Genomic DNA, 21833 nt, shown 5'->3' on the forward strand with positions numbered 1-21833 from the left:
TCCATAATAATTCATTTTTGAAAATTGCATTACAAAAATAATCAATTCGGAATTTACACACTTTTTGAAACACTATCAAATCATGCCAATTTACATGGTTTAGGTTTACCACAATTGTTCCCTAAAAATGTACAACAAAAAAAATACCCCTCGAAATCATACGATTAAGAGGGGTATTTGTACCCAGAACAGGACTCGAACCTGCACAGCCGTACGGCCACTAGTCCCTGAAACTAGCGTGTCTACCGATTCCACCACCTGGGCATGATTTCAAAGATCGAGAAGAAAAAACCTTGCAACTTCCCTGCTGCAAGGCCCCTCTTCATGTTTGTTGTCCCACAAGGATTCGAACCTTGACTGACAGAACCAAAATCTGCTGTGCTACCATTACACAATGGGACAATCTTCATGTCGCTTCAACAACCGCTGTTGTTATTTTGACGCTGCAAATGTAGAGCATTTTTTTATTTCACCAAAAGAAAATGCAGAAAAATTAAAAGAAAATTGCTATTTTCGTGCTGTCGAAAAATGACATTTTTGTTATAGCCTTGAATATTAATAAGAAATATAAATTCAAACTAAGGAGAAGCATGTGCAACATTAAAAATCACCCAACATTAAGCTACAGGTTGATCAATAATGTCACCGGATGGGTGGCGTTCGTGGTGGCCAGTATTACTTACATTCTTACGGTCGAACCAACAGCCAGCCTTTGGGACTGTGGTGAGTTTATTACAACTTCAGTCGGACTGCAAGTAGGACACCCTCCCGGAGCGCCTCTATTCATGATTATCTCCCGACTATTCGCCATATTCGCTCCAAGTCCCGAAACACAATCCTACATGATCAACATCATGTCTGCTCTATGTTCCGGGTTCACGATCTTGTTCCTGTTCTGGACGATCACGCATCTGGCTAAAAAAGTCGTGGTAAAAGAAGGGGAAGAATGTTCCATGGGGCAACTGTGTGGAATCATGGGAGCCGGACTTATCGGGGCATTAACCTACACGTTTACAGACACGTTTTGGTTTTCAGCCGTCGAGGGTGAAGTGTATGCCATGTCATCTTTGTTCACGGCCGTCGTGTTCTGGGCAATTTTGAAATGGGAAAATGTTGCTTTTCAACCTTATGCCAATCGTTGGTTAATCTTTATCGCCTACATGGTCGGACTGTCCATCGGCGTTCACTTGTTGAACTTGCTCGTAATTCCTGCCATTGTATTCATATATTATTTCAAAAAATACGAAACCACCAAGTGGGGTATTATCAAATCAGCGACCCTTTCTATCGTCATACTGGGCGTGATCATGTGGGGTATTATCCCGGGTGTGATTATCGTTGCAGGCTGGTTTGAATTGCTGTTCGTGAATGGTTTTGGAATGCCTTTCAACACGGGTGTTGTCATCTACGCGTTACTCTTAATCGCCGGACTGACTTTCGGAATCCGGTACACGTTAAAACACAACCATACGGTAGTGAACACGATCTTAACCTGTTTCGTGGTCATGCTTATCGGGTACTCCTGCTACGCGATGGTCGTTATCCGTTCCGTAAGTAATCCCCCGATTGACGAAAATAGCCCGGACAACGTGTTCGCTCTGCTTTCTTATATCAGTCGTGATCAATACGGCCAAGAACCATTGGTTTACGGCCCTTACTTCAATGCCCCGGTTATTGGCGTAGAGGATGCCGGACCTATTTATTACCAAAACGAAAAAACGGGTAAATATGATATTGTGGATCATAAAAAAGAAGTAAAATATGATCCTCGTTTCTGCACAATCCTCCCGCGTATGTATAGCCAAGCTCGTGAACCACAGGTATATTATGAGTGGGTGGGACAACCCAAAGGCCCCGTGTACATGGTAGACGGACAACCTGTTCAGAAACCAAGTTTCGGACAAAACCTAAGTTTCATGTTCCGTTACCAACTCGGGCACATGTATTTCAGGTATTTCATGTGGAACTTCTCCGGGCGTCAGAATGATATTCAAGGACATGGAGATTTCCGTTATGGTAACTGGATCTCGGGTATTCCTTTTATAGATAATATTCTGGTCGGTGATCAGAGCGTGATGCCGGACACGTTGAAACATGACAAGGCAAACAATAAATATTACATGCTTCCCTTTATCCTCGGGCTGCTGGGTATGTTCTATCAATATCAACGGGGAAAACAAGGGAAAAAAGATTTCTGGGTGGTTATGCTACTCTTCTTCTTCACGGGTATTGCCATCGTGCTTTACCTGAACCAATATCCGTATCAACCGCGGGAACGTGACTATGCCTATGCCGGATCGTTCTATGCCTTTGCCATTTGGATCGGTTTCGGGGTTCTCTATCTGTGGGATTTACTTCAGAAGAAGATGGATTCCCGCAACGCAGCTATTATTGTCACCGCTGTTTGCCTGTTCGCCGTTCCGGTAAATATGGCAGCACAAAACTGGGATGATCATGATCGTAGCGGACGTTATGCGACCATTGCTCATGCCAAGAACTACCTAAGCACGTGTGCCCCGAACGCCATCCTGTTCACTTACGGGGATAATGATACGTTCCCTCTATGGTACGCACAGGAAGTGGAAGGTTTCCGCCGAGATGTACGTATCGTGAACCTAAGTTTGCTTGCCGGAGACTGGTACATTGACCAGATGAAACGGAAAGCCTACGAAAGTGACGGGGTGCCCATTTCGTTCACGAAAGACCAATACCATGCCGGAGTACGGGACTTTGTCACGATTGAAGAACGAGTGCAACAACCTTTCAGCATGAAAGAAGTCATGGAATTTGTTGCCAGCGACAGACCGGAAACCAAATCCAACCGTTACCAAGGAGGCGCCGTGGACTTCATCCCGACACGCAGCTTGTACATACCGGTGGATAAGGAAAAGGTTTTGGCAAATGGAACCGTACAACCTAAAGATTCCGCATTAATTGTAGACAGAGTAGAAATTCAATTAAAAGGTAGCTCTTTGAATAAATCACAATTAATGGTACTGGATATATTAGCTACCAACAACTGGGAACGTCCGGTATACTTCGGAGTAGGTATGGGACAAGACAGTTACATGGGCTTCGATAAGTATTTCCAACTAGAAGGAGCTGCTTACCGGGTTGTACCTATTAAGTCGGAAAACAACGAGGCTTATTATGATTTCGGACGTATCAACACGGAGATCCTGTATGACAACCTGATGAATAAATTTGTCTGGGGCAACATCAAGGACCCGAAAGTAAATATCGATCATTTCCATGATAACACCATCGCCGTGATGAAATACCGGAACACCTTCTTGCGTTTGGCAGAACAATTAATGCAAGAGGCCGCCACGGAAACACGGGTTATCGGGGACACGATTATCAATGAAATCACAGATTCAAGCAAAATTCAAGAGGCTGTCAGAGTGCTGGATAAATCTCTGGAAGAAATTCCGTTATATCAAGTTCCGGCTGACTTCTTCTTGTTAAATTACATCTCGATCTACTATGCTGCCGGCGAAAAAGAGAAGGGGAACGATCTGGCATGGGCACTGGCTCTTGACAACGCTCAAATGTTGAGATATATCGGATCACTTTCTCAGAATCGCAGAAAAGCATTGGAAAATGACGAGAGAAGAAGTATGCAGGCGTTACAAATGCTCGTCGACATGGCCAGAAGAAACGGGGAAAATGCCTTTGCCCAAGAAATTCAGGACATGGTGGAAAGCACGTTAAGCGGACGCCCTGTAACCAGCAAGCGGGTAAACAAAAATTTCCCGATGGCTAATCAAGACAAGTGAGATAACATATACGAATCATTCGTCCCTTCGTATGGAGGGACGAATTTTATTTATAAACTTAATACACAATGATCACAATAGACCATATCAAAGAATTGGCAGAGCGAGGTGAAGCATTGAGGAGGTATCTTTGACATCGATGGCAAGAAGATACAACTCGCTGAAGAAGAGTTAAGAACACAAAACCCGTCCCTATGGGATAATCCCAAGGAAGCGGAGGCCTTGATGAAGAAAGTCCGGGAATTGAAATCTTGGATCGAGGGGTACGAACAGGTAACCTCAGCCGTGGGAGATTTACAGGTACTTTTCGATTTCGCCAAAGAGGGAGAAGCAACCGAGGAAGAAGTGGACGCCCAATACCAGGAGACCATACGAGTGCTGGAAGACATCGAGATGCGTAACATGCTGCGCCGGGAAGAAGATCACTTCGGGGCCATCATGAAAATCAATTCCGGAGCCGGAGGTACGGAAAGTATGGACTGGGCCAGTATGCTGTACCGGATGTACATCCGCTGGGGAGAATTAAACGGTTACAAGGTAAAACACGTGGATTACCAGGAAGGTGAAGAAGCCGGTATCAAATCAGCTACTCTCGAATTCGAGGGAGACTACGCTTACGGGTATCTGAAATCAGAAAACGGTGTTCACCGATTGGTTCGTTTATCGCCATATAACGCGGCCAATAAACGAATGACATCTTTTGCATCCGTGTTCGTTTATCCCGCCGTGGATGACACGATCGAGATCACGATCAATCCTGCAGACATCAGTTGGGACACCTTCCGAAGTGGTGGTGCGGGTGGTCAGAACGTGAACAAGGTGGAAACCGGAGTCCGGTTACGCCACGCTCCTACCGGAATCATGATCGAGAACACGGAATCACGTTCACAGTTGCAAAACCGTGAAAATGCCATGCGTTTATTGAAAGCCCAATTGTACGAACTGGAATTACAAAAGCGTCAGGAAGAACGGGATAAAGTGGAAGGAACGAAAAAAAAGATCGAGTGGGGGTCACAAATCCGCAGTTATGTATTCGACGACCGCCGGGTGAAAGATCATCGTACCAACTACCAGACATCAAACGTGCAGGCTGTTATGGACGGAGAGATCAACGAGTTCATCAAAGCCTACTTGATGATGTTCGGTGGCGGAGAAGAATAAAAGCAAGCAATTTATGATTTATGAATTACGATTTACGAAAAGAAAAAGCGTAGTTTTGTTGGAGGGAATCTAAAATCATAAATCTAAAATCTAAAATGAATAGATGGATTTAAACTTTAATAGTTGCAAGATATTGATCGTCGGGGACGTGATGCTTGACAAATACTATTTCGGAAAGGTGGAACGTATTTCCCCGGAAGCTCCAGTTCCGATAGTAAACATCGTAACCGAGGAATCCCGTTTAGGTGGGGCCTCGAACGTGGCCAACAACATCACAAGTCTTGGTGGGCAGGCCACGTTATGCGGGGCTATCGGCTATGACTTTTTCGGGAAAGAGATTGAACGTATGGCTCACCGGAAAGGGATCAAAACCGATTTTGTCAAAACCGAGCAACCCACGATCACGAAAGCGCGCATCATCGGTGGAAGACAACAGATTGTCCGTATAGATTACGAGCAACATTTGGAACTTTCTGAAAAAGCAAGAGAAGATTTTCAAACCCATCTTGCCTCACTCTTCCAAGAGTTTCCGACCCTTGTTATTTCTGATTATGGAAAAGGCATGATCTCGGAAGAATTATGTTCGTTTTTGATAAAAACGGCAAAATCACATGGAACCCGTGTTATCGTGGACCCGAAAGGGCAAAACTGGAAGAAATATGCAGGGGCTGACTTGATTACTCCTAATGTAAAAGAATTAGGTGACATCATTGGCCACCCGGTGAAAAATAACGACCAGGATATTGCCGTGGCAGCCTTGGAAATCGTTCATCACTACGGTTTATCAGCATTACTTGTCACCCGGAGCGAACAAGGGATGAGCTTGATTTCCGATCAAAATATTTTGCATCTCCCCACACATTCTCAAGAAGTATTTGATGTAAGTGGAGCCGGAGACACGGTTGTGGCGGCCCTTTCACTAGCCTTAACCCAAGGTCAGGAAATCACGGAAGCCATGCGCATCGCAAACGTGGCAGCCGGAATTGTTGTTCAGAAAATCGGGACAGCAACTCTCAGCGTAGAAGAATTAAACGCAAATCTATAAGAAAAAAGGCTGTTTTAAAAACAGCCTTTTTAAATCTTAGATACAAAGTATTTCAAGAATGCCGTATTATCTGTAAGTTCCGGATGGAAAGATGTTACCAACATATTCTTTTCTTCCGCTGCAACGATATGCCCATCAAGCTCACACAGAATTTTTACCCCATCCTTCACGCTCGTGATATAAGGGGCTCGAATAAACACCAACTCAATTTCTTTCGAATCTACCGCCGGGATCACTTTTTTCGTGGCAAAACTGTCGATCTGGCTCCCGTAAGCATTACGCCGAACGGCAATATCCATCACGCCCAAATGAGTCACTGAATCGTTCACGAGTTCTTTGGCCAGCAAGATCATTCCCGCACAAGTTCCCCATACCGGCAGTCCACTCTGGATTTTCCCGCGTAAAGGCTCCATAAGTCCGGTCCGATTAAGAATCTTTCCCATAGTGGTACTCTCCCCTCCTGGTAGAATGATTCCATCAATCTCTTCCAACTGCTCCGGGTATTTCACGATCACGGGTTCATGACCAATAGCCTTAATCTGGCGTTCATGTTCAATAATCGCCCCTTGAAAACCTAAAATTCCAATCTTCTTCATGACAAAAAATATAAGGTTCATAAAGTTCATAAAATCTATAAAGCAAGTTACCTTATGAACCTTACAAACCTTATGAACTTTATAAACTATTCTTACCAGCCTCTTTCAGCGTATTTGTTTTCCAATTTGCTAATTTCCAATCCGGACATAGCCTCTCCCAAGTTCTCTGACAATTCAGCCAATTTAACCGGATCGTTATAATAAGTCGTAGCTAAAACAATAGCTCTCGCTCTCTTGGCAGGATCACCTGACTTGAAGATTCCAGAGCCCACAAATACTCCCTCGCAACCCAACTGCATCATTAAAGCTGCATCAGCCGGAGTAGCAATACCACCGGCTGCAAAGTTTACTACCGGCAATTTACCATTCTCATGCACGAATTTTACTAAATCATAAGGGGCTCCCATCTCTTTGGCAATCGTCATCAAAGCCTCTACCGGAGCCACTTGTACCTGATGAATATCATTGTTCAACTGACGCATATGTCTTACAGCCTCTACCACGTTTCCGGTTCCGGCTTCTCCTTTCGTACGAATCATAGAAGCACCTTCACCAATACGTCTTAAAGCCTCACCCAAATTACGGCATCCGCAAACGAACGGTACTTTAAACGCAGTCTTGTCAACATGATACAAATCATCTGCCGGCGTTAAAACTTCACTTTCGTCAATATAATCAATGCCAATGGCCTCCAAAATTTGTGCTTCCACGAAGTGACCAATTCTCACTTTTGCCATTACAGGAATAGACACGGCATTCTTTATAGCCTTGATCATCTGAGGATCAGACATTCTAGCCACGCCACCATCTTTACGAATATCAGACGGCACTCTTTCCAATGCCATTACAGCACATGCCCCGGCAGCTTCAGCGATCTTTGCCTGTTCAACATTGGTTACATCCATAATAACCCCACCTTTTAGCATTTGTGCCAGATTTTTGTTTAATTCATAGTTCCCCATAAGGTTCTCGTTTATTAATGTGTTCATAATAATAATTCCCCTCTCCTTCTAACGCTCCTGGGAGCCAAATATTTATGACTGAAAAGACCCGTTCCTCAAACGTTTCCGATCACTCAAAACACCCCCGCTAAAACGGGGAACAAATATAGCAATTTAGTTGAAAAAACTAACTTTATAAGCATATTTTAGTTGCAGACTGTAAGTACATAAAATACAGATACAAACAATCTAAAAGAATACTACCCATCTCACAATTCCCTCTAACACAAAAAATTTTACATGAAATGTATCATCAGAAGAAAAGATAGAAAGTCTAAATTTCTCAAACACCCCCTATCCCTCCATAAATTAAACATGAAATTTGTGGAGTAAAGAACTTTCTAAAAAAGGAAAATTTACCTACCTCTTATAAATACGTCTTCAACCGTTTACTACGGCACGAGTTTTTCAGTCTCTTGATAGCCTTGGATTTAATTTGGCGTACTCGTTCGCTTGTCAGACCTACCCGATCGCCAATTTCTTCCAACGACATGGCTGTATAACCACCCAAGCCGTAATACATCCGTAAGATTAAGGCATCGCGTTCATCCAGAATCGTCAAATAACGATCAATTTCCGTCCGCAATGAATCGGCATTCATCTCCCGTTCGGCATCCGATATGGCATTATCCCCGGTAATCATCACGTCATACAAGTTGGAGGAATCCTCGTCTGCCGACAAAGGCGCATCCATGGATAACGGACGATTGGCAATCCGCAAGCTATCTTTAACCTCCTTCGCGGGAACATCCATTTTCAAGGCGATTTCTTCTGCCGTGGGTTCCCGTTGAAACTCTTGTTCCAAGCGGAAAAAGAACTTATTCACTTTGTTAATACTACTAATTTTGTTCAATGGTAACCGAACTAAACGCGAATTTTCTGCGATTGCCTGTAAAATCGATTGCCGAATCCACCATACGGCATAAGAAATAAACTTGAATCCTTTCGTTTCGTCAAAGCACTCAGCAGCTTTTATTAATCCCAGATTGCCCTCGTTGATCAAATCCCCCAAACTCAAACCGTTATTCTGGTATTGCTTGGCCACGGAAACCACGAAACGTAGGTTACTCTTCACCAATAACTCCCGTGCCGCTCGGTCTCCCGATCGGATTTTCTTGGCTAAAGCAACCTCCTCATCCGGCGTCAACACGTCGATTTTCCCAATCTCCTGCAAGTATTTCTCTATCGAGAACGAATCCCTGCCAGTGATTTGTTTGCTAATTTTTAACTGTCTCATAGGTCTCTTCGTATAATTGGCTTAAAGTTAATCATCTATTTCAGTAAAACAAATATTAGAGCTCTTTTTTTCGTATCTACTTGAAGAAATATACGGGGATATATTAACTTTGTTGTCTGAAAACACCATTTAATTAAAACATACGCCATTAATTTAGAAATCATTCGAATAATTAGAATAAAACACCATTTGAATCGAGATAATTTTGCAAAAATCTTTGGCACAATAAAAAAAATACCTACTTTTGCAGTCCGAAGTGAGAAAATAATAACATAAGAAATATTGCAATGAAACGTACATTTCAACCATCCAACAGAAAGAGAAGAAACAAACATGGTTTCAGAGAAAGAATGTCTACCGCTAACGGTAGAGCAGTTCTAGCTAGAAGAAGAGCTAAAGGAAGAAAAAAATTGACTGTTTCTGACGAGCGCAGACACAAGCATTAATATAAAAAAAGCTGCTTTTACAAGCAGCTTTTTTTATTCGTTCCTTTTCCCCCGCAACCGCAATTACAACTGCATCCTTTCCCCTTCTTTGCATTCCGAAACAAACGATAAGCACCTCTTCCCGCAAAAACAAGTGCTATCGCCACAATTATATACGTCAATATTAGTTGCATTTCTATTCTCTAATTTTAGATTAATAATTCATGATACCGGGGACTCGTCCTAAATAATCAAGTCCAATACCTGTTTTATCACGAAACATACGCCCCAAGCCAGTACCGTCGTGTATCCCATCACGAAAAACGCCCACTTCATTCCAATCTCTTTACCGATAGCAATCAAAGCCGCAAAACAAGGGGAATAAAGTAACACGAAGATCACAAATATAATGGCAGTAACCGGAGTAAACCCATGTTCCCGCAAACGCATTTCCAACGTCGCATTCGACCCGTCATCTTCCTCCATAACCTCTTCCCCCTGGTACAGAACGGCCATCGTGCTAACCACGACTTCTTTTGCCGCAACCCCGGTCAACAAGCTAACGCCAGCTTTCCAGTCAAAACCAAGCGGTGTCCAAATAGGCTCCATCGTTCGCCCTAATCGACTGATATAAGAATTTTCCTGACGTTCACTTACCTCTTGTCGATGCAAGTTCTCTAATTTCGCTTCCTGTTCTTCCTTCAACATATCCACGTTTCCGATCCCGGAAGCGATCGTTGCCTCGTAAGCCCTTGTTACCTCGGCCTTCTTTTCATCATACTGAGCCTCCAGCTCTTTGTCCACGGGAAAATAGCCCAACGCCCAAATCAATATGGAGGCAAACATAATAATACCTCCCATTTTTTTCAGGTATTGCTCGCCTTTACTCCACATATGCCGTACGGTCGTTCTCAAGGTTGGCATTCGATACGGGGGCAACTCCATCACGAACGGCACTTCCTGTTTATGGAAAAGTACCCGTTTAAACAACTTAGCCATCACGATAGCAGCTAGAATTCCAAACAAGTATATTCCAAAAAGAACTAACGCCGCATAATCTTTGAAAAATGCCCCGACCAACAGGATGTATACCGGAAGGCGGGCACTGCAAGACATGAAAGGATTGATCAGTATGGTTAATATCCGGTCACTCCGGTTCTCCAGCATACGCGTTGACATGATCGCCGGCACGTTACACCCGAATCCCATGATCATCGGAATAAAACTTTTCCCGTGCAAGCCAAGTTTATGCATCAACTTATCCATGATAAATGCCGCACGAGCCATGTACCCCGTGTCTTCCATGAAAGAAATAAACAGGAACAATATCAATATATTCGGTAAAAACACGATCACGCTCCCCACTCCACCAATGATACCATCCACTAATAAATCCTTTAAAGGTCCCGCACTCATCTGGTTATCGACAAATTCACCTAAAGCCCCGACTCCGGTCTCAATCCATTCCATCGGATAACTTCCCAAACTAAACGTGGCAAAAAATGTCACGAACAGGAATAACAAGAAGATCGGGAATCCGAACAATTTATGCGTGACAATAGCATCAATATACTCCGTTTTACGTCTTCGATTCACGGGACTTTCCTTGTACGTTTCTTTTAACGCCCCGGAAATAAAACCGTACTTCGTATCGGTAACAACCGACTCGACTTTCTCTCCATAGGTTGTTTCAATCCGTTCAACTCCCTCTTTTACGACCTTCAATAATTTCTCCCGTGAATGATCCCGTTGTACGAATTCCAACACGTCCTTATCCCCTTCCAATAACATCAGAGACAGGAAACGGGGAGACATATTACAGATCAAATCTTTTTCATCTTTCAACTCGGCTCGAATGGCCACGATGCTGTCCTCAATCTCTTTCCCGTAGTTTATATGAATATGGCGTACCGTTTCACTTCTTCCCTCGTACACCTCGATAACTTCCCGTAACAACTCCTTAATTCCTTTCCCCTTTGACCCGACAGTAGGCATCATCGGCATCCCGATCATCTGTCCCATCTCCCGATAATTGAAAGTTGCCCCGGAACGTTCCAGCTCATCATACATATTCAAAGCGATCACGCCCTTCACGTCCATGTCAATCAACTGCGTGGACAAATAGAGATTACGTTCCAAGTTAGACGCATCTACCACGTTAATCACCACATCGGGTGCGTTATTCATAATATATTCCCGCACATACTTTTCTTCATTCGAGTAAGCAGAAATAGAATACGTTCCCGGTAAATCGACCACGTTAAACTCGTAACCTTCAAATCGAAACGTGGCACTCTTCGCATCCACCGTAACCCCACCGTAATTTCCCACGTGTTCCTGAGAACCACTCATGTAGTTGAACAGTGTTGTTTTCCCCGCATTGGGGTTACCGACAAAAGCAACATGTATATGTTTATCTCGACCTTCCCAGTGCTTGGCGAAAGCTTCTTCCGCATCACGGGCGCTCCCTGACACCCCGGCAATATTAGTAGCCTCCTCAAGAGATACGATTTCAATAAACGCTGCTTCTTGCCTCCTTAAAGAGATTTCATAACCCATAATTGCATATTCAATCGGATCATTCAAAGGGGCGTTCTTCACGGCCTTCACCACTTTTCCCCTCACGAATCCCATCTCGTTTAATCGTTTCCGAAAGGCCCCATATCCTTTCACCTTGGTAATAACGGCACTTTCTCCGGTTTTCAGTTCTGACAGTAACATATAAACATCTTGTAATTAGTATCGCGAATGTAAAAACTTTATTTTTATTTTTTCTAAATAAACACAGAATAATAACGAGAATTTCATCATTAATAATTATAAAATTTATTAATAAAAGACTTTCCAGCCTAAGTGTCTTCCGAAATTTATAGAGAAAAACAACGAATCTTTTCTTTTTTACTCCGTATAACCAACAAATAGTTTACTTTTGTAACATGAAAACAGAAGATATAGAAAACCAGGACGAGCAAAAATGGAAAAGCGTGAATCAATTGCTATCACGGGCGGGTTCGCGCTTAAATATCCTAGAAGAAGAAATTGATGTAGAAGTACAACATCAGTATATGGATCTTTTGGAGCATCTCATCAAAGGTGGTGACTTCAAAGCGTTGAGAGAAGACGCGATAGTACACGTCCAAGATCTATTTGACGAGGCCGTTGATGCCGAAAAGAAAAAAACTTTGTTAATCCTATTGTCCATGGTCGATGACATTTCTATATACCGAAGCATTGAATCGTTCCAAAAACAAGATACCCCGATCAAACCGTGGGCAACCATAGCCTTGCAACAATCCCGGATGCTGATTCAATCCAACCTGCTGGACGAATCGACCGTGTTCGTATCCACCGGCCTAGGCGGTCACGACACGCTGTTACGTTATTTTTGTGTTTATGTTGCCAACGAGGGGGTTACACTACAACCTTTCCAGTGGGATATTGCCCAAAAAGAGACAGAATTGGTCATTAGCAAAAGCCAAGGAGAGATCGAACAAATCGAACAATTCGAGAAATACATCACGTTCACCCTTCTGTTACCAATCGAGGCTAACCTAAAAGAGATTTTCAATTCGATTATAGACGAGTGTAACACTTACGGGAACTTTTTAAGCGAAAACATCATCATCACGAACGTGAAAAAACTTTCCACCAAAGAGATTGAAGATTTCTTGGAAACTAAATCCCCTCCAAAGCACAAATCAAGACCATTCTAGTCCAGCATCAAGCTTATGAAAGGACTACATTTTTTGAAATAAGGCTCCAACTCGGGAAAATGTTCCGGGTGGTAGCCTAAAAGCAATTGCGTCAGTTCCTGCACGGACAACTCCGCCTCCACCTGCTTTGCATTATCACAAACACAATCTCCTTTCCCGATTACGTATATTCCCGTGTTTTCCGGAATCCAGTCATCCGTTACTTTCAGCACGAGATCCTGCTCCGGATTATTCACGGCATACAAACGGAGCATTTGTTCCACGTCCAACACACGTGCCATTCCCCGGTGCTCATCCGCTTTTCCGGCAGGAAGTACACGGCAATATATCTCCGCCGCATCCAAATATTTCATCACTCCCCACAAAGCCACCCGTTTGACATCCTCGGAGTCATACATTCCATCCAGTACCAAAGCATGATTTCCTCTCGGTTCGGCAAAAGCCATCCCAACAATATTTTTATCGCTATACACGACAATCAACGCCCCTCCATCCATTCGCAAACTTTCCACGATCACCTCAAAATCTTCCCGTTCATGCTGCACGCAACAAGGACGTAAACGCATCATTGACTGAAAATAATTAAACAAGTCATCCGTTAACAACCCCACCTCCCGAATAGCTTCCACCCGAAAATGATCCGCAACCGGTTTATCCAAAATCGTGTAATGTTCCAGAGTATAATCAAAAACAGTCGCATACCCCATCTTTCCGTAATAATCATACAACCATTCACTGGCCGGAATCAGGGTACTCACGGGAATCTTTCTTCCTCTCATCACGTAGAAAGCCTCCCGCAGTAACTTCGTCATCACGCCCCGGGCCCGAGCCAACGGATGAGTACAAGCCCCCGAAATATACCCTGTTACAATTTGTGTCACGCCAAAAGTCATAGGGTAAAGAGGAGTTTGTAAAGCAGCAATAGCCGCACCTTGTTCATCCCAATACACCAGAGCATTCTCCTCCTTGTATTTTTTGTCAAAATAGAATTGAATGAACTCTTCCGTATCATCAAAACACACCCTCCATAACTCCATGACTTCCCGTTTCATCATACACGTATTTAAATTAAACAACCTTTGAAATGAGAGATTTTCTCATTTTCAACTTTCAATTAATTCGGCATACCCTTTCTCCAATAATATCACCGGACGATAAGATAGTTTCGCCTTTCTCAATCCCGGAATTCCCAAATCTTCCTCCCGATTCAGATAAACATATTGTTCCGGGATATGCCGTGCGAACTCCTGATTCAAAATATTATACGAACCGTCAATATGACTATCAGCCTTCTCGATATGAACGGCAAAGGTATCATGATTTACCGGGGCGCCATACGTGAACCCGACGATTTCATCATCCACCCAGAGCGCTCCTCCAACCAAACCAAGAGCATCAAAATTTCGCAACGCAATATTCAATGCTTTTCGCTCGTTTATCAAACTCTCCTCTTCCTCACAATCATGCTCTTCACACCATTTTTCCTCTAGTTCCAAACAATGCGGGATCAAATCTACTGTTAATGGCGTGTACTTGTAATTATAGGTGCGTTTGAACTTATTCACGTGATTCCGTTTAGGCTGAAAATTTTTACCTTTCAATTCAGCCAGCTCTTGACGGGAATAAATATAATCAAAATAATCCCGATCCAACCGATAATCAAAACTTCCCGGGAACTCCCGGTTGAACCATTCCTCCAACTCCGGAAAAACTCCATGTACACGTAAAACGTGTCCTTCGGTCTTGGCTTGCTGTTTCAACAACTCGATCACATTCTTCACATCCCCGGTTCCCACGGGCATCGTGTACACGACACTTTCCTCATCCAATGTAAAACGCACCACGAGACAGTCATCAACCACAGCGTAATGACTATTGGTCAAGAACTGCCACGTGTACAAGTTCACAAACGAAAGATTGCAATCCCGGTTCCCACATGCCAAAAAATAGGTCGTTATCAACTCTTTATCCTCTATTCTGATCGGTTTAAAATCTATCATATAATTACTTTTAATTTCCGTCACAAAGATACGATCTTTCTTATTTATAAAACCTCCTTCATATGTCTAAAATTAGAACTGATCGTATCCAGTATCTCCCGCGTCCGTCCGTTTATCATCAATTTATACATGGATTGGGCAAACCCCATCATCTGGCTCCACTCCACTTTAGGCGGCATGGCCAAAGCGTTCGGATCTGTCATCACGTTTACAAGTACCGGCCCGTCAATATTCATCGCCTGTTCCAGCACGGCTTGTACCTTCTCCGGATCGTTCACCGTGAATCCCTCCATTCCCATCGCTTTTGCCACAAGCGCAAAGTCTGGATTGTCCATATCCGTCTGCCAATCCGGTAACCCGGCAACCTCCATTTCCAACTTCACCATTCCCAAAGAACGATTATTGAACACGACAATTTTTACGGGTAATTTATACTGCACGATTGTCGAAAGATCCCCCAGTAGCATAGAGATTCCCCCATCCCCACACAAAGCCCAAACTTGCCGCTCCGGAAAGGCCAGCGAGGCCCCGATCGCTTGCGGAACAGCATTTGCCATTGAACCATGATTAAAAGAGCCTAACATTTTTCTCTCTCCCGTCCCGTGCAGATAGCGCGCTCCCCATACACACGTCATCCCCGTATCAACCGTGAAAATCGCATCCTTCGACGCCAATTGATCCACGACGGACATCACGTACTCTGGATGAATTTTATCTGTTTGTCCTTTCTCCTCCACGTAAGCATTCAAGTTCTCCTTCACCCGTTCATACCCTTTCAATTGTTTCTGCAAAAAATCATCTGTCTGTTTTTGCTTGATACGAGGCAACAGTGCCTGTAACGTACTCTTCACGTCCCCACATAGCCCCATAGCCACCTTGGCCCGTCGTCCTAAACGTTCCGGCTTAATATCCACCTGCACGATCGTATTGTTTTCCGGCATAAAGGCTGCATACGGGAAATCTGTTCCCAACATCACCAGCACTTCCGCCTCGTGCATACTGTCATACCCGGAAGGCATCCCTAGCAAACCGGTCATTCCCACCTCGTTAGGATTATCATATTGTATCTCCATCTTACTCTTAAAAGAATATGCCACGGGAGAATTCAGCAACCCGGACAATTCCACCACTTCGGCGTGGGCATCCTTGGCCCCGATCCCACAAAACAAAGTTATCTTCTCCTTCCCATTCAATAAATCAGCCAACGCATCCAATTCTTCATCCGAGGGACGTATGGAAGGATGTGTCGGAAATGTCTTAACGGCAGAAAATATCTCCTCTGCCCCACGAGCAGTCACGTCCCCGGGAACCCCGATCACGGCTACTCCCGAACCGGAAATTGCCGCTTGCATGGCAGCCTGCAACATACGAGGCATCTGGCAGGGCGTGGTCGCCACCTGGTTATAATAACTACAATCTTCGAACAACTTCATCGTGTCCGTTTCCTGAAAATAACGAGTCCCGAATTCACTCGTGGCCATCGTGGAGGCAATCGCTAACACCGGGACACCCGAACGATGCGCATCATATAGCCCGTTAATCAAATGAACGTGTCCCGGACCACTACTTCCGGCACAACAAGCCAATTGCCCGTGTAATTGAGCCTCCGCCCCAGCCGCATAGGCTCCGACTTCCTCGTGGCGCACGTGAACCCACTGAATCTTACCATTTTTCCTTACGGCATCATTTATCTCATTCAAACTATCGCCCGTGACGGCATAAATTCTTTTCACACCGGCCTCAACCAGCATATCAACCAACTGTTCTGCAACTTTTTTAGCCATAGATCCTGTATTTTATATTGTTTTTAGTCTCTATGGCTAAAACGAAAAATAAAAAGAAAAGTTTATATTTTAGGAGCCAGAAACGCTCCCACCCGTGATATGTTTGCCTCTTTACGACAGTCATTAATCGTGACACGAATAGTCTCCACGGCAACATCCGGGATATGCAACAAACGTTTATAACCAATCGTACCCCCTTTTCCCAACACCTGCCAAGTACCATTCACCAACCCTTCCACGGTAAACGACTCCACCCGCTGTCCCCGGCTAATATCTTCCTGCAACAAGATCGTGTTTATCGTACATCCCTTCCCCAAGGTATATTCTTTACTTTCCCCCTGCCGGGCTGTCCACGCCCGAGCCCACCGGGAAACAAAATCTTTCGCGTACATCTTTTCCAGATACTCTCCGAATTCTTTTAACCGAGTGACATCGGTCTCGCAAAGCACACCCCGCTTATCTGGTGACACATTCAGCAATAAAGAAGAATTACATCCCACGGACTGGAAATAAACCCTCACCAATTCCGACAAAGATTTCACTTTCAAATCTTCCCTCTCGTGATAAAACCAGCTAGGACGAATAGAGACCGACACCTCCGAAGGATACCAGAACAATTCCGTCGCACGATCAATAATCTCTTTTCCCCCAAGATCCCGGGAAAACACGCTTAAACGCATCTCTTCATTACGCTTTTTCGCATCCGGATAACACCCCGGGACCAACGCAACGGAACTCCATTCGGCCCCACGCCCTCTCGCACTTTCATTCCCGATCCAACGAATATCATCACCATAAAAAGCCGTAACCGCGTTAGGCTGTAACTTATGAATCGTTTTCAATATCAATTCCCAGTCATATTCCTGTCTTTTCCCGTCAATGCCTATCTCACTAGTCCCATCCAACCAAATTTCATCTATTTTCCCGTACTCGGTCAATAATTCCGTCAGTTGTTTCACGAAAAACTCGTTGTACCGGGGAGAGTCCCCGTAATAAGAAATGTTCCGATCCAAAAGGGATAAATAAATTCCGAATCTCATCCCGTTCCGGTCACACGCTTTTTTCAATTCCCGAACTACATCGCCTTTCCCGTTTTTCCACGGAGAGGCCGTGATAGCATGACGAGTCGTTTTTGTCGGCCACAAACAAAAACCATCATGATGTTTGGCGGTCAGCACGACGGACTTGAGGCCTCCCGCCTTTAACGCCTTCACCCACTGCTCCGCATCCAGCGCTACCGGATTGAACATCACCGGAAACTCCTTGCCGTCACCTTGTTCTTTCCCGGTAAACGTGTTTATTCCAAAATGGATGAAAGCTGTCAATTCCAACTGCTGCCAGGCTAATTGCTGCTTTGTCGGGACCAGTCTTGCTGCCATCTCCACTTTCTCCTCCAGTGTAACCTTCTCCGGAAAACGAACATTTTTTTCAAAATATTTCCCCTTTTGAGCCTCGGCCGACAAAGAAATCACGCATAAAAAACACCAAATTATATAGCATATTCTCACTGCAGTCACAATTGTTGTTATAATAAATGTAAAAATAAACAATTTTTCTCATTTAGACAACAAAAATCTAATTATTCACGTATGAAACTAAATAATATAATATCAATTAATATGAGTACAAACAAAATAATCGAAATCCTAGGAGATCAAAGTGATTTCCTATTGAACCACACCTGTAAAACCATTGATAAATCGTTACTTCACATCCCGTCACCCAATACCATTGATGAAATTTGGATGTCATCCGATAGAAATACCCGTACTCTGAACAGTCTGCAAAGCATCCTGAGTCACGGCCGTTTAGCAAATACCGGCTACGTGTCCATTCTCCCCGTGGATCAAGGAGTTGAACACACGGCAGGAGCGTCTTTCGCCCCAAATCCTCTCTATTTTGATCCGGAAAACATCATAAAACTTGCTATCGAGGGCGGGTGTAACGCCGTGGCATCAACATTCGGAGTACTCGGAGCCGTGGCTCGTAAATACGCTCACAAAATCCCGTTCATAGTGAAAATCAATCATAATGAACTACTAACCTACCCGACTCAATACGACCAAACACTATACGGTACGGTGGAAGAGGCATGGAATATGGGAGCCGCCGCGGTAGGTGCCACAATTTACTTCGGCTCACCGGAAAGTCGCAGACAAATACTAGAAGTATCAGAGGCATTTTCCCATGCACATGAACTAGGTATGGCAACCATCCTCTGGTGTTACCTTCGTAACGGAAGTTTCAAAAAAGACGGAGTAGATTACCACTCGGCAGCAGATTTGACAGGACAGGCCAATCACCTAGGGGCAACGATCCAAGCTGACATCGTAAAACAAAAGCTCCCGACGGTTAACGGGGGATTTACCGAACTTAAATTCGGAAAAACGAATGAAAAAGTTTATACCGAACTTACGTCCTCCCACCCGATAGACCTCTGCCGCTACCAAGTGGCCAACAGCTACATGGGACGCATTGGCCTGATCAACTCCGGGGGTGAATCTAAAGGAGCGTCCGATTTAAAAGAAGCTGTCATAACAGCCGTAATCAACAAACGAGCCGGCGGAATGGGACTTATCAGCGGACGGAAAGCCTTCCAGAAACCGATAAACCAAGGTGTAGAATTACTAAATGCTATCCAGGACGTTTACCTGGATAAAAATATCACGTTAGCCTAACAAAAATAGCAACCAATGAGGGAGTGTCAAAAACTTTTGAGCCCCCTCATTGAATCTATAGTATCTCGTATTATTCTCCACGGTGTCTCGTCGTACTCTCACTAGTACATAAACTAAATTTCAAGAAAAAATCAAAAGCAGATCAACCCGCCACATCGTTGACCTTTCGTTAACCTTTCGTTAACCTATCGTTGACCTACCTACGAGACATACCGGAATTCCCCTTGAAAATCCCTTTCGATATAGGAGTAAAACACACTACCTTCTGTTTTTTATTCTTATCTTTGTGAAGAAGACATAACCCCGGTTCACAATGGATGAAAGAGTACTCGATAAACTAAAAATACTCGCTGAATCAGCGAAATATGATGTATCCTGTGCATCTAGCGGGACCTCTCGTTCTCACAAAAAAGGGCAAATCGGAAGCGCTGAAGGATGGGGTATATGTCATAGTTTTGCGGAAGACGGACGCTGTATCTCTCTACTGAAAATTATGCTCACGAACAACTGTATCTACGATTGTGCCTATTGCATCAATCGCAGGAGCAATGACTTACCGAGAGCCACGTTCTCCGTCTCGGAACTCGTGAACCTAACGATAGAATTCTATCGCCGGAATTACATCGAGGGACTCTTCCTCAGTTCAGGAGTAGTACGCAATCCAGACTACACGATGGAACGTTTGGTGAAAGTGGTAAAGGACTTGCGGCAAGTGTACCGCTTTAACGGATACATCCATTTGAAAAGTATTCCCGGGGCCAGCCAAGAACTGGTAAACGAGGCTGGTTTATATGCGGATCGTATGAGTGTAAACATCGAAATCCCCAACGAACAAAGCCTGCAACTTCTTGCCCCGGAAAAAGATTTTCAAAGTGTATTCACCCCCATGCGTTATATCCAACAAGGTATGTTACAAAGCGCCGAGGAACGAAAGAAATACCGCCATGCCCCCCGCTTTGTCCCCGCGGGACAAAGCACACAGATGATCGTGGGAGCAACTTCCGATTCGGATAAGGACATTCTACACCTAACCTCTGCACTCTACAAACGTCCAAGCATGAAAAGAGTATATTATTCGGGATTCGTCCCCGTCAACGGGTACGACAACCGTCTGCCGGCCTTGAAACAACCACCTCTTGTAAGAGAAAACCGATTGTATCAAGCCGATTGGTTACTCCGATTTTACAATTTCAAAGTAGATGAAATCGTGGATGACTCCTATCCTGATCTAGACCTAGAGATCGACCCGAAACTGGCTTGGGCTCTTCGTCACCCGGAGGCATTCCCCGTGGACATCAACCGGGCGGATTACGAAATGTTATTACGTGTCCCCGGACTTGGGGTGAAGTCTGCCAAGATGATTCTCACGGCCCGCCGCTATTCCCGCTTGGGGACATCACATTTGAAACAAATCGGTGTCGTTCTCAAAAAAGCCCAGTATTTTATCACGTGTAATGAACTACCGACCCGAACCATTAACGAAATAAAACCCGAAAACGTAAGGCGTATTCTAACACAAAGAAAAGTTACCCGCATTGACGATGGACAATTGATCATCCCGTTCATTTATTAATTGAATTAATTCGACTTCATGGCACTTGAAATCGTAAATCTAAAATCATAAATCTAAAATTAATATGCTCATATTCCGGTACGACAAAACCTTTGAAGGACTGTTAACAGCGATTTTTGACGCTTATAGCATCAAAAGATTTCCCGATGTTTTGCTAGCAGCAGAAGAAACGTCTCCTTTATTTTATGATGAAATCATCACAGTCGTTACGGATGAGGAAAGAAGTAACCGGGTATGGAAAGGACTTCAAAAGAAACTATCCGCCTCGGCCCTTACCAGTCTTACAACCTGCTGGCTATCCGAACTCCCGGAGATTGACCTCGTACTATTCCGTTACATTCACAAAGCCATCGACGCACCCCGTTCCATCGAACTCAATTTCGGGGATCCCGATGTGCTGGAACTTTCCAAAGTCTGGAAAAAGGTAAACAACGAACGGTTACGGGTCATGCAATTCCTGCGCTTTCAGAAAGCTGCCGACGGCACCTATTTTGCCGCATTGAAACCGCTATATAACGTAATCTCGCTCGTGATTCCCTATCTCCAAGATCGTTTTGCCGATCAAAAATGGCTACTCTATGACCTCAAACGGGAATACGGTTATTATCACGATCTGTCAACCATCACCGAAGTACACTTTGAACAAAAAGAAGGACATCTTCAAAGCGGATTCCTCGACGAAAGCATCATGGATCAAGACGAAAAACTTTTTCAAAAACTCTGGCAGACCTATTTCAAGGCAATTACTATAAAAGAACGCCTGAATCCTAAACTACATCGTCAAAATCTCCCTGCCCGCTTTTGGAAATACCTAACGGAGAAAAAGGGATAACTCATTTTC

At 44.1% G+C, this 21833-nt stretch carries 17 protein-coding genes and 2 tRNA genes; 8 read left to right on the top strand and 11 right to left on the bottom strand.

The annotated features are described in order from the left end of the window. Positions 1-180: 180 nt before the first annotated feature. Both AB5542_RS04610 and AB5542_RS04615 read right to left on the bottom strand, forming a co-directional pair. A tRNA-Leu gene (locus tag AB5542_RS04610) sits at positions 181-264 on the bottom strand. Positions 265-331: 67 nt separating this feature from the next. Then, a tRNA-Gln gene (locus AB5542_RS04615) sits at positions 332-402 on the bottom strand. 188 nt (positions 403-590) lie between these two features. On the opposite strand from AB5542_RS04615, the gene AB5542_RS04620 reads away from it, so the two are divergent. The 3 genes from AB5542_RS04620 to rfaE1 all read left to right on the top strand — a co-directional run bounded on the left by AB5542_RS04620 (position 591) and on the right by rfaE1 (position 5985). Then, positions 591-3779 (top strand): DUF2723 domain-containing protein, encoded by a 3189-nt coding sequence (locus AB5542_RS04620; RefSeq protein ID WP_279039382.1) that lies wholly within the window; start codon positions 591-593, stop codon positions 3777-3779. Between the two features lie 68 nt (positions 3780-3847). After that, positions 3848-4940 (top strand): peptide chain release factor 2 gene (gene prfB, locus AB5542_RS04625; protein WP_118304733.1). Its coding sequence is split into 2 segments (ribosomal slippage): positions 3848-3910 and positions 3912-4940, totalling 1092 coding nucleotides; the frame shifts between segments, so codons are not numbered across the junction. A gap of 103 nt (positions 4941-5043) precedes the next feature. Next, positions 5044-5985, top strand: coding sequence for a D-glycero-beta-D-manno-heptose-7-phosphate kinase (rfaE1, locus tag AB5542_RS04630; RefSeq protein ID WP_279039385.1), 942 nt, complete (start codon positions 5044-5046; stop codon positions 5983-5985). A gap of 29 nt (positions 5986-6014) precedes the next feature. On the opposite strand, the gene pdxT is transcribed toward rfaE1, so the two are convergent. The 3 genes from pdxT to AB5542_RS04645 all read right to left on the bottom strand — a co-directional run bounded on the left by pdxT (position 6015) and on the right by AB5542_RS04645 (position 8819). Then, the gene (pdxT, locus tag AB5542_RS04635) at positions 6015-6581 is read right to left on the bottom strand and encodes a pyridoxal 5'-phosphate synthase glutaminase subunit PdxT (RefSeq protein WP_164719626.1); all 567 of its coding nucleotides are present in this window, start codon (positions 6579-6581) and stop codon (positions 6015-6017) included. Positions 6582-6673: 92 nt separating this feature from the next. After that, positions 6674-7543 (bottom strand): pyridoxal 5'-phosphate synthase lyase subunit PdxS, encoded by an 870-nt coding sequence (pdxS, locus tag AB5542_RS04640; protein ID WP_027201445.1) that lies wholly within the window; start codon positions 7541-7543, stop codon positions 6674-6676. Between the two features lie 406 nt (positions 7544-7949). Further along, on the bottom strand, positions 7950-8819 hold the full coding sequence (locus tag AB5542_RS04645; RefSeq protein WP_087421268.1) for an RNA polymerase sigma factor RpoD/SigA: 870 nt from the start codon (positions 8817-8819) through the stop codon (positions 7950-7952). Positions 8820-9106: 287 nt separating this feature from the next. On the opposite strand from AB5542_RS04645, the gene rpmH reads away from it, so the two are divergent. Further along, a complete protein-coding gene (rpmH, locus tag AB5542_RS04650; RefSeq protein ID WP_071595963.1) occupies positions 9107-9265 on the top strand; it encodes a 50S ribosomal protein L34 in 159 nt (52 codons plus the stop codon). Between the two features lie 17 nt (positions 9266-9282). On the opposite strand, the gene AB5542_RS04655 is transcribed toward rpmH, so the two are convergent. Beyond that, positions 9283-9438, bottom strand: a complete 156-nt coding sequence (locus AB5542_RS04655; RefSeq protein WP_087421267.1) for a FeoB-associated Cys-rich membrane protein — start codon at positions 9436-9438, stop codon at positions 9283-9285. Between the two features lie 49 nt (positions 9439-9487). Further along, positions 9488-11965 carry a ferrous iron transport protein B gene (gene feoB / locus AB5542_RS04660; RefSeq protein ID WP_279039388.1) on the bottom strand — a complete coding sequence of 826 codons (2478 nt, stop codon included), beginning with the start codon at positions 11963-11965 and terminating at the stop codon, positions 9488-9490. 215 nt (positions 11966-12180) lie between these two features. On the opposite strand from feoB, the gene AB5542_RS04665 reads away from it, so the two are divergent. Continuing rightward, the gene (locus tag AB5542_RS04665; RefSeq protein WP_087421265.1) at positions 12181-12957 is read left to right on the top strand and encodes a hypothetical protein; all 777 of its coding nucleotides are present in this window, start codon (positions 12181-12183) and stop codon (positions 12955-12957) included. On the opposite strand, the gene eis is transcribed toward AB5542_RS04665, so the two are convergent. The 4 genes from eis to AB5542_RS04685 form a co-directional block, all read right to left on the bottom strand. Continuing rightward, positions 12954-14012 carry an enhanced intracellular survival protein Eis gene (gene eis / locus AB5542_RS04670; protein WP_118304737.1) on the bottom strand — a complete coding sequence of 353 codons (1059 nt, stop codon included), beginning with the start codon at positions 14010-14012 and terminating at the stop codon, positions 12954-12956. The genes AB5542_RS04665 and eis overlap by 4 nt on opposite strands. 48 nt (positions 14013-14060) lie before the next feature. Beyond that, positions 14061-14957, bottom strand: coding sequence for a DUF2156 domain-containing protein (locus AB5542_RS04675; protein WP_087421263.1), 897 nt, complete (start codon positions 14955-14957; stop codon positions 14061-14063). A 44-nt stretch (positions 14958-15001) separates the two neighbouring features. Next, positions 15002-16741, bottom strand: coding sequence for a thiamine pyrophosphate-dependent enzyme (locus AB5542_RS04680; protein WP_118304738.1), 1740 nt, complete (start codon positions 16739-16741; stop codon positions 15002-15004). A 62-nt stretch (positions 16742-16803) separates the two neighbouring features. Beyond that, a complete protein-coding gene (locus tag AB5542_RS04685; protein ID WP_368243002.1) occupies positions 16804-18258 on the bottom strand; it encodes an alpha-L-fucosidase in 1455 nt (484 codons plus the stop codon). 102 nt (positions 18259-18360) lie between these two features. Here AB5542_RS04685 and AB5542_RS04690 point away from each other — a divergent pair, with 102 nt between their 5' ends. The 3 genes from AB5542_RS04690 (at position 18361) to AB5542_RS04700 (ending at position 21824) form a co-directional block, all read left to right on the top strand. Then, positions 18361-19419, top strand: a complete 1059-nt coding sequence (locus tag AB5542_RS04690; RefSeq protein WP_118261147.1) for a class I fructose-bisphosphate aldolase — start codon at positions 18361-18363, stop codon at positions 19417-19419. A gap of 313 nt (positions 19420-19732) precedes the next feature. Then, on the top strand, positions 19733-20992 hold the full coding sequence (locus tag AB5542_RS04695) for a putative DNA modification/repair radical SAM protein (RefSeq protein ID WP_279039393.1): 1260 nt from the start codon (positions 19733-19735) through the stop codon (positions 20990-20992). A 64-nt stretch (positions 20993-21056) separates the two neighbouring features. Then, on the top strand, positions 21057-21824 hold the full coding sequence (locus AB5542_RS04700) for a TIGR03915 family putative DNA repair protein (protein WP_279039395.1): 768 nt from the start codon (positions 21057-21059) through the stop codon (positions 21822-21824). Positions 21825-21833 lie beyond the last annotated feature (9 nt).

Origin of the sequence: Butyricimonas sp. RTP31003st1_G1_RTP31003_210430, assembly GCF_040920905.1 — a bacterium.
Classification (GTDB): Bacteria; Bacteroidota; Bacteroidia; order Bacteroidales; family Marinifilaceae; genus Butyricimonas; species Butyricimonas paravirosa.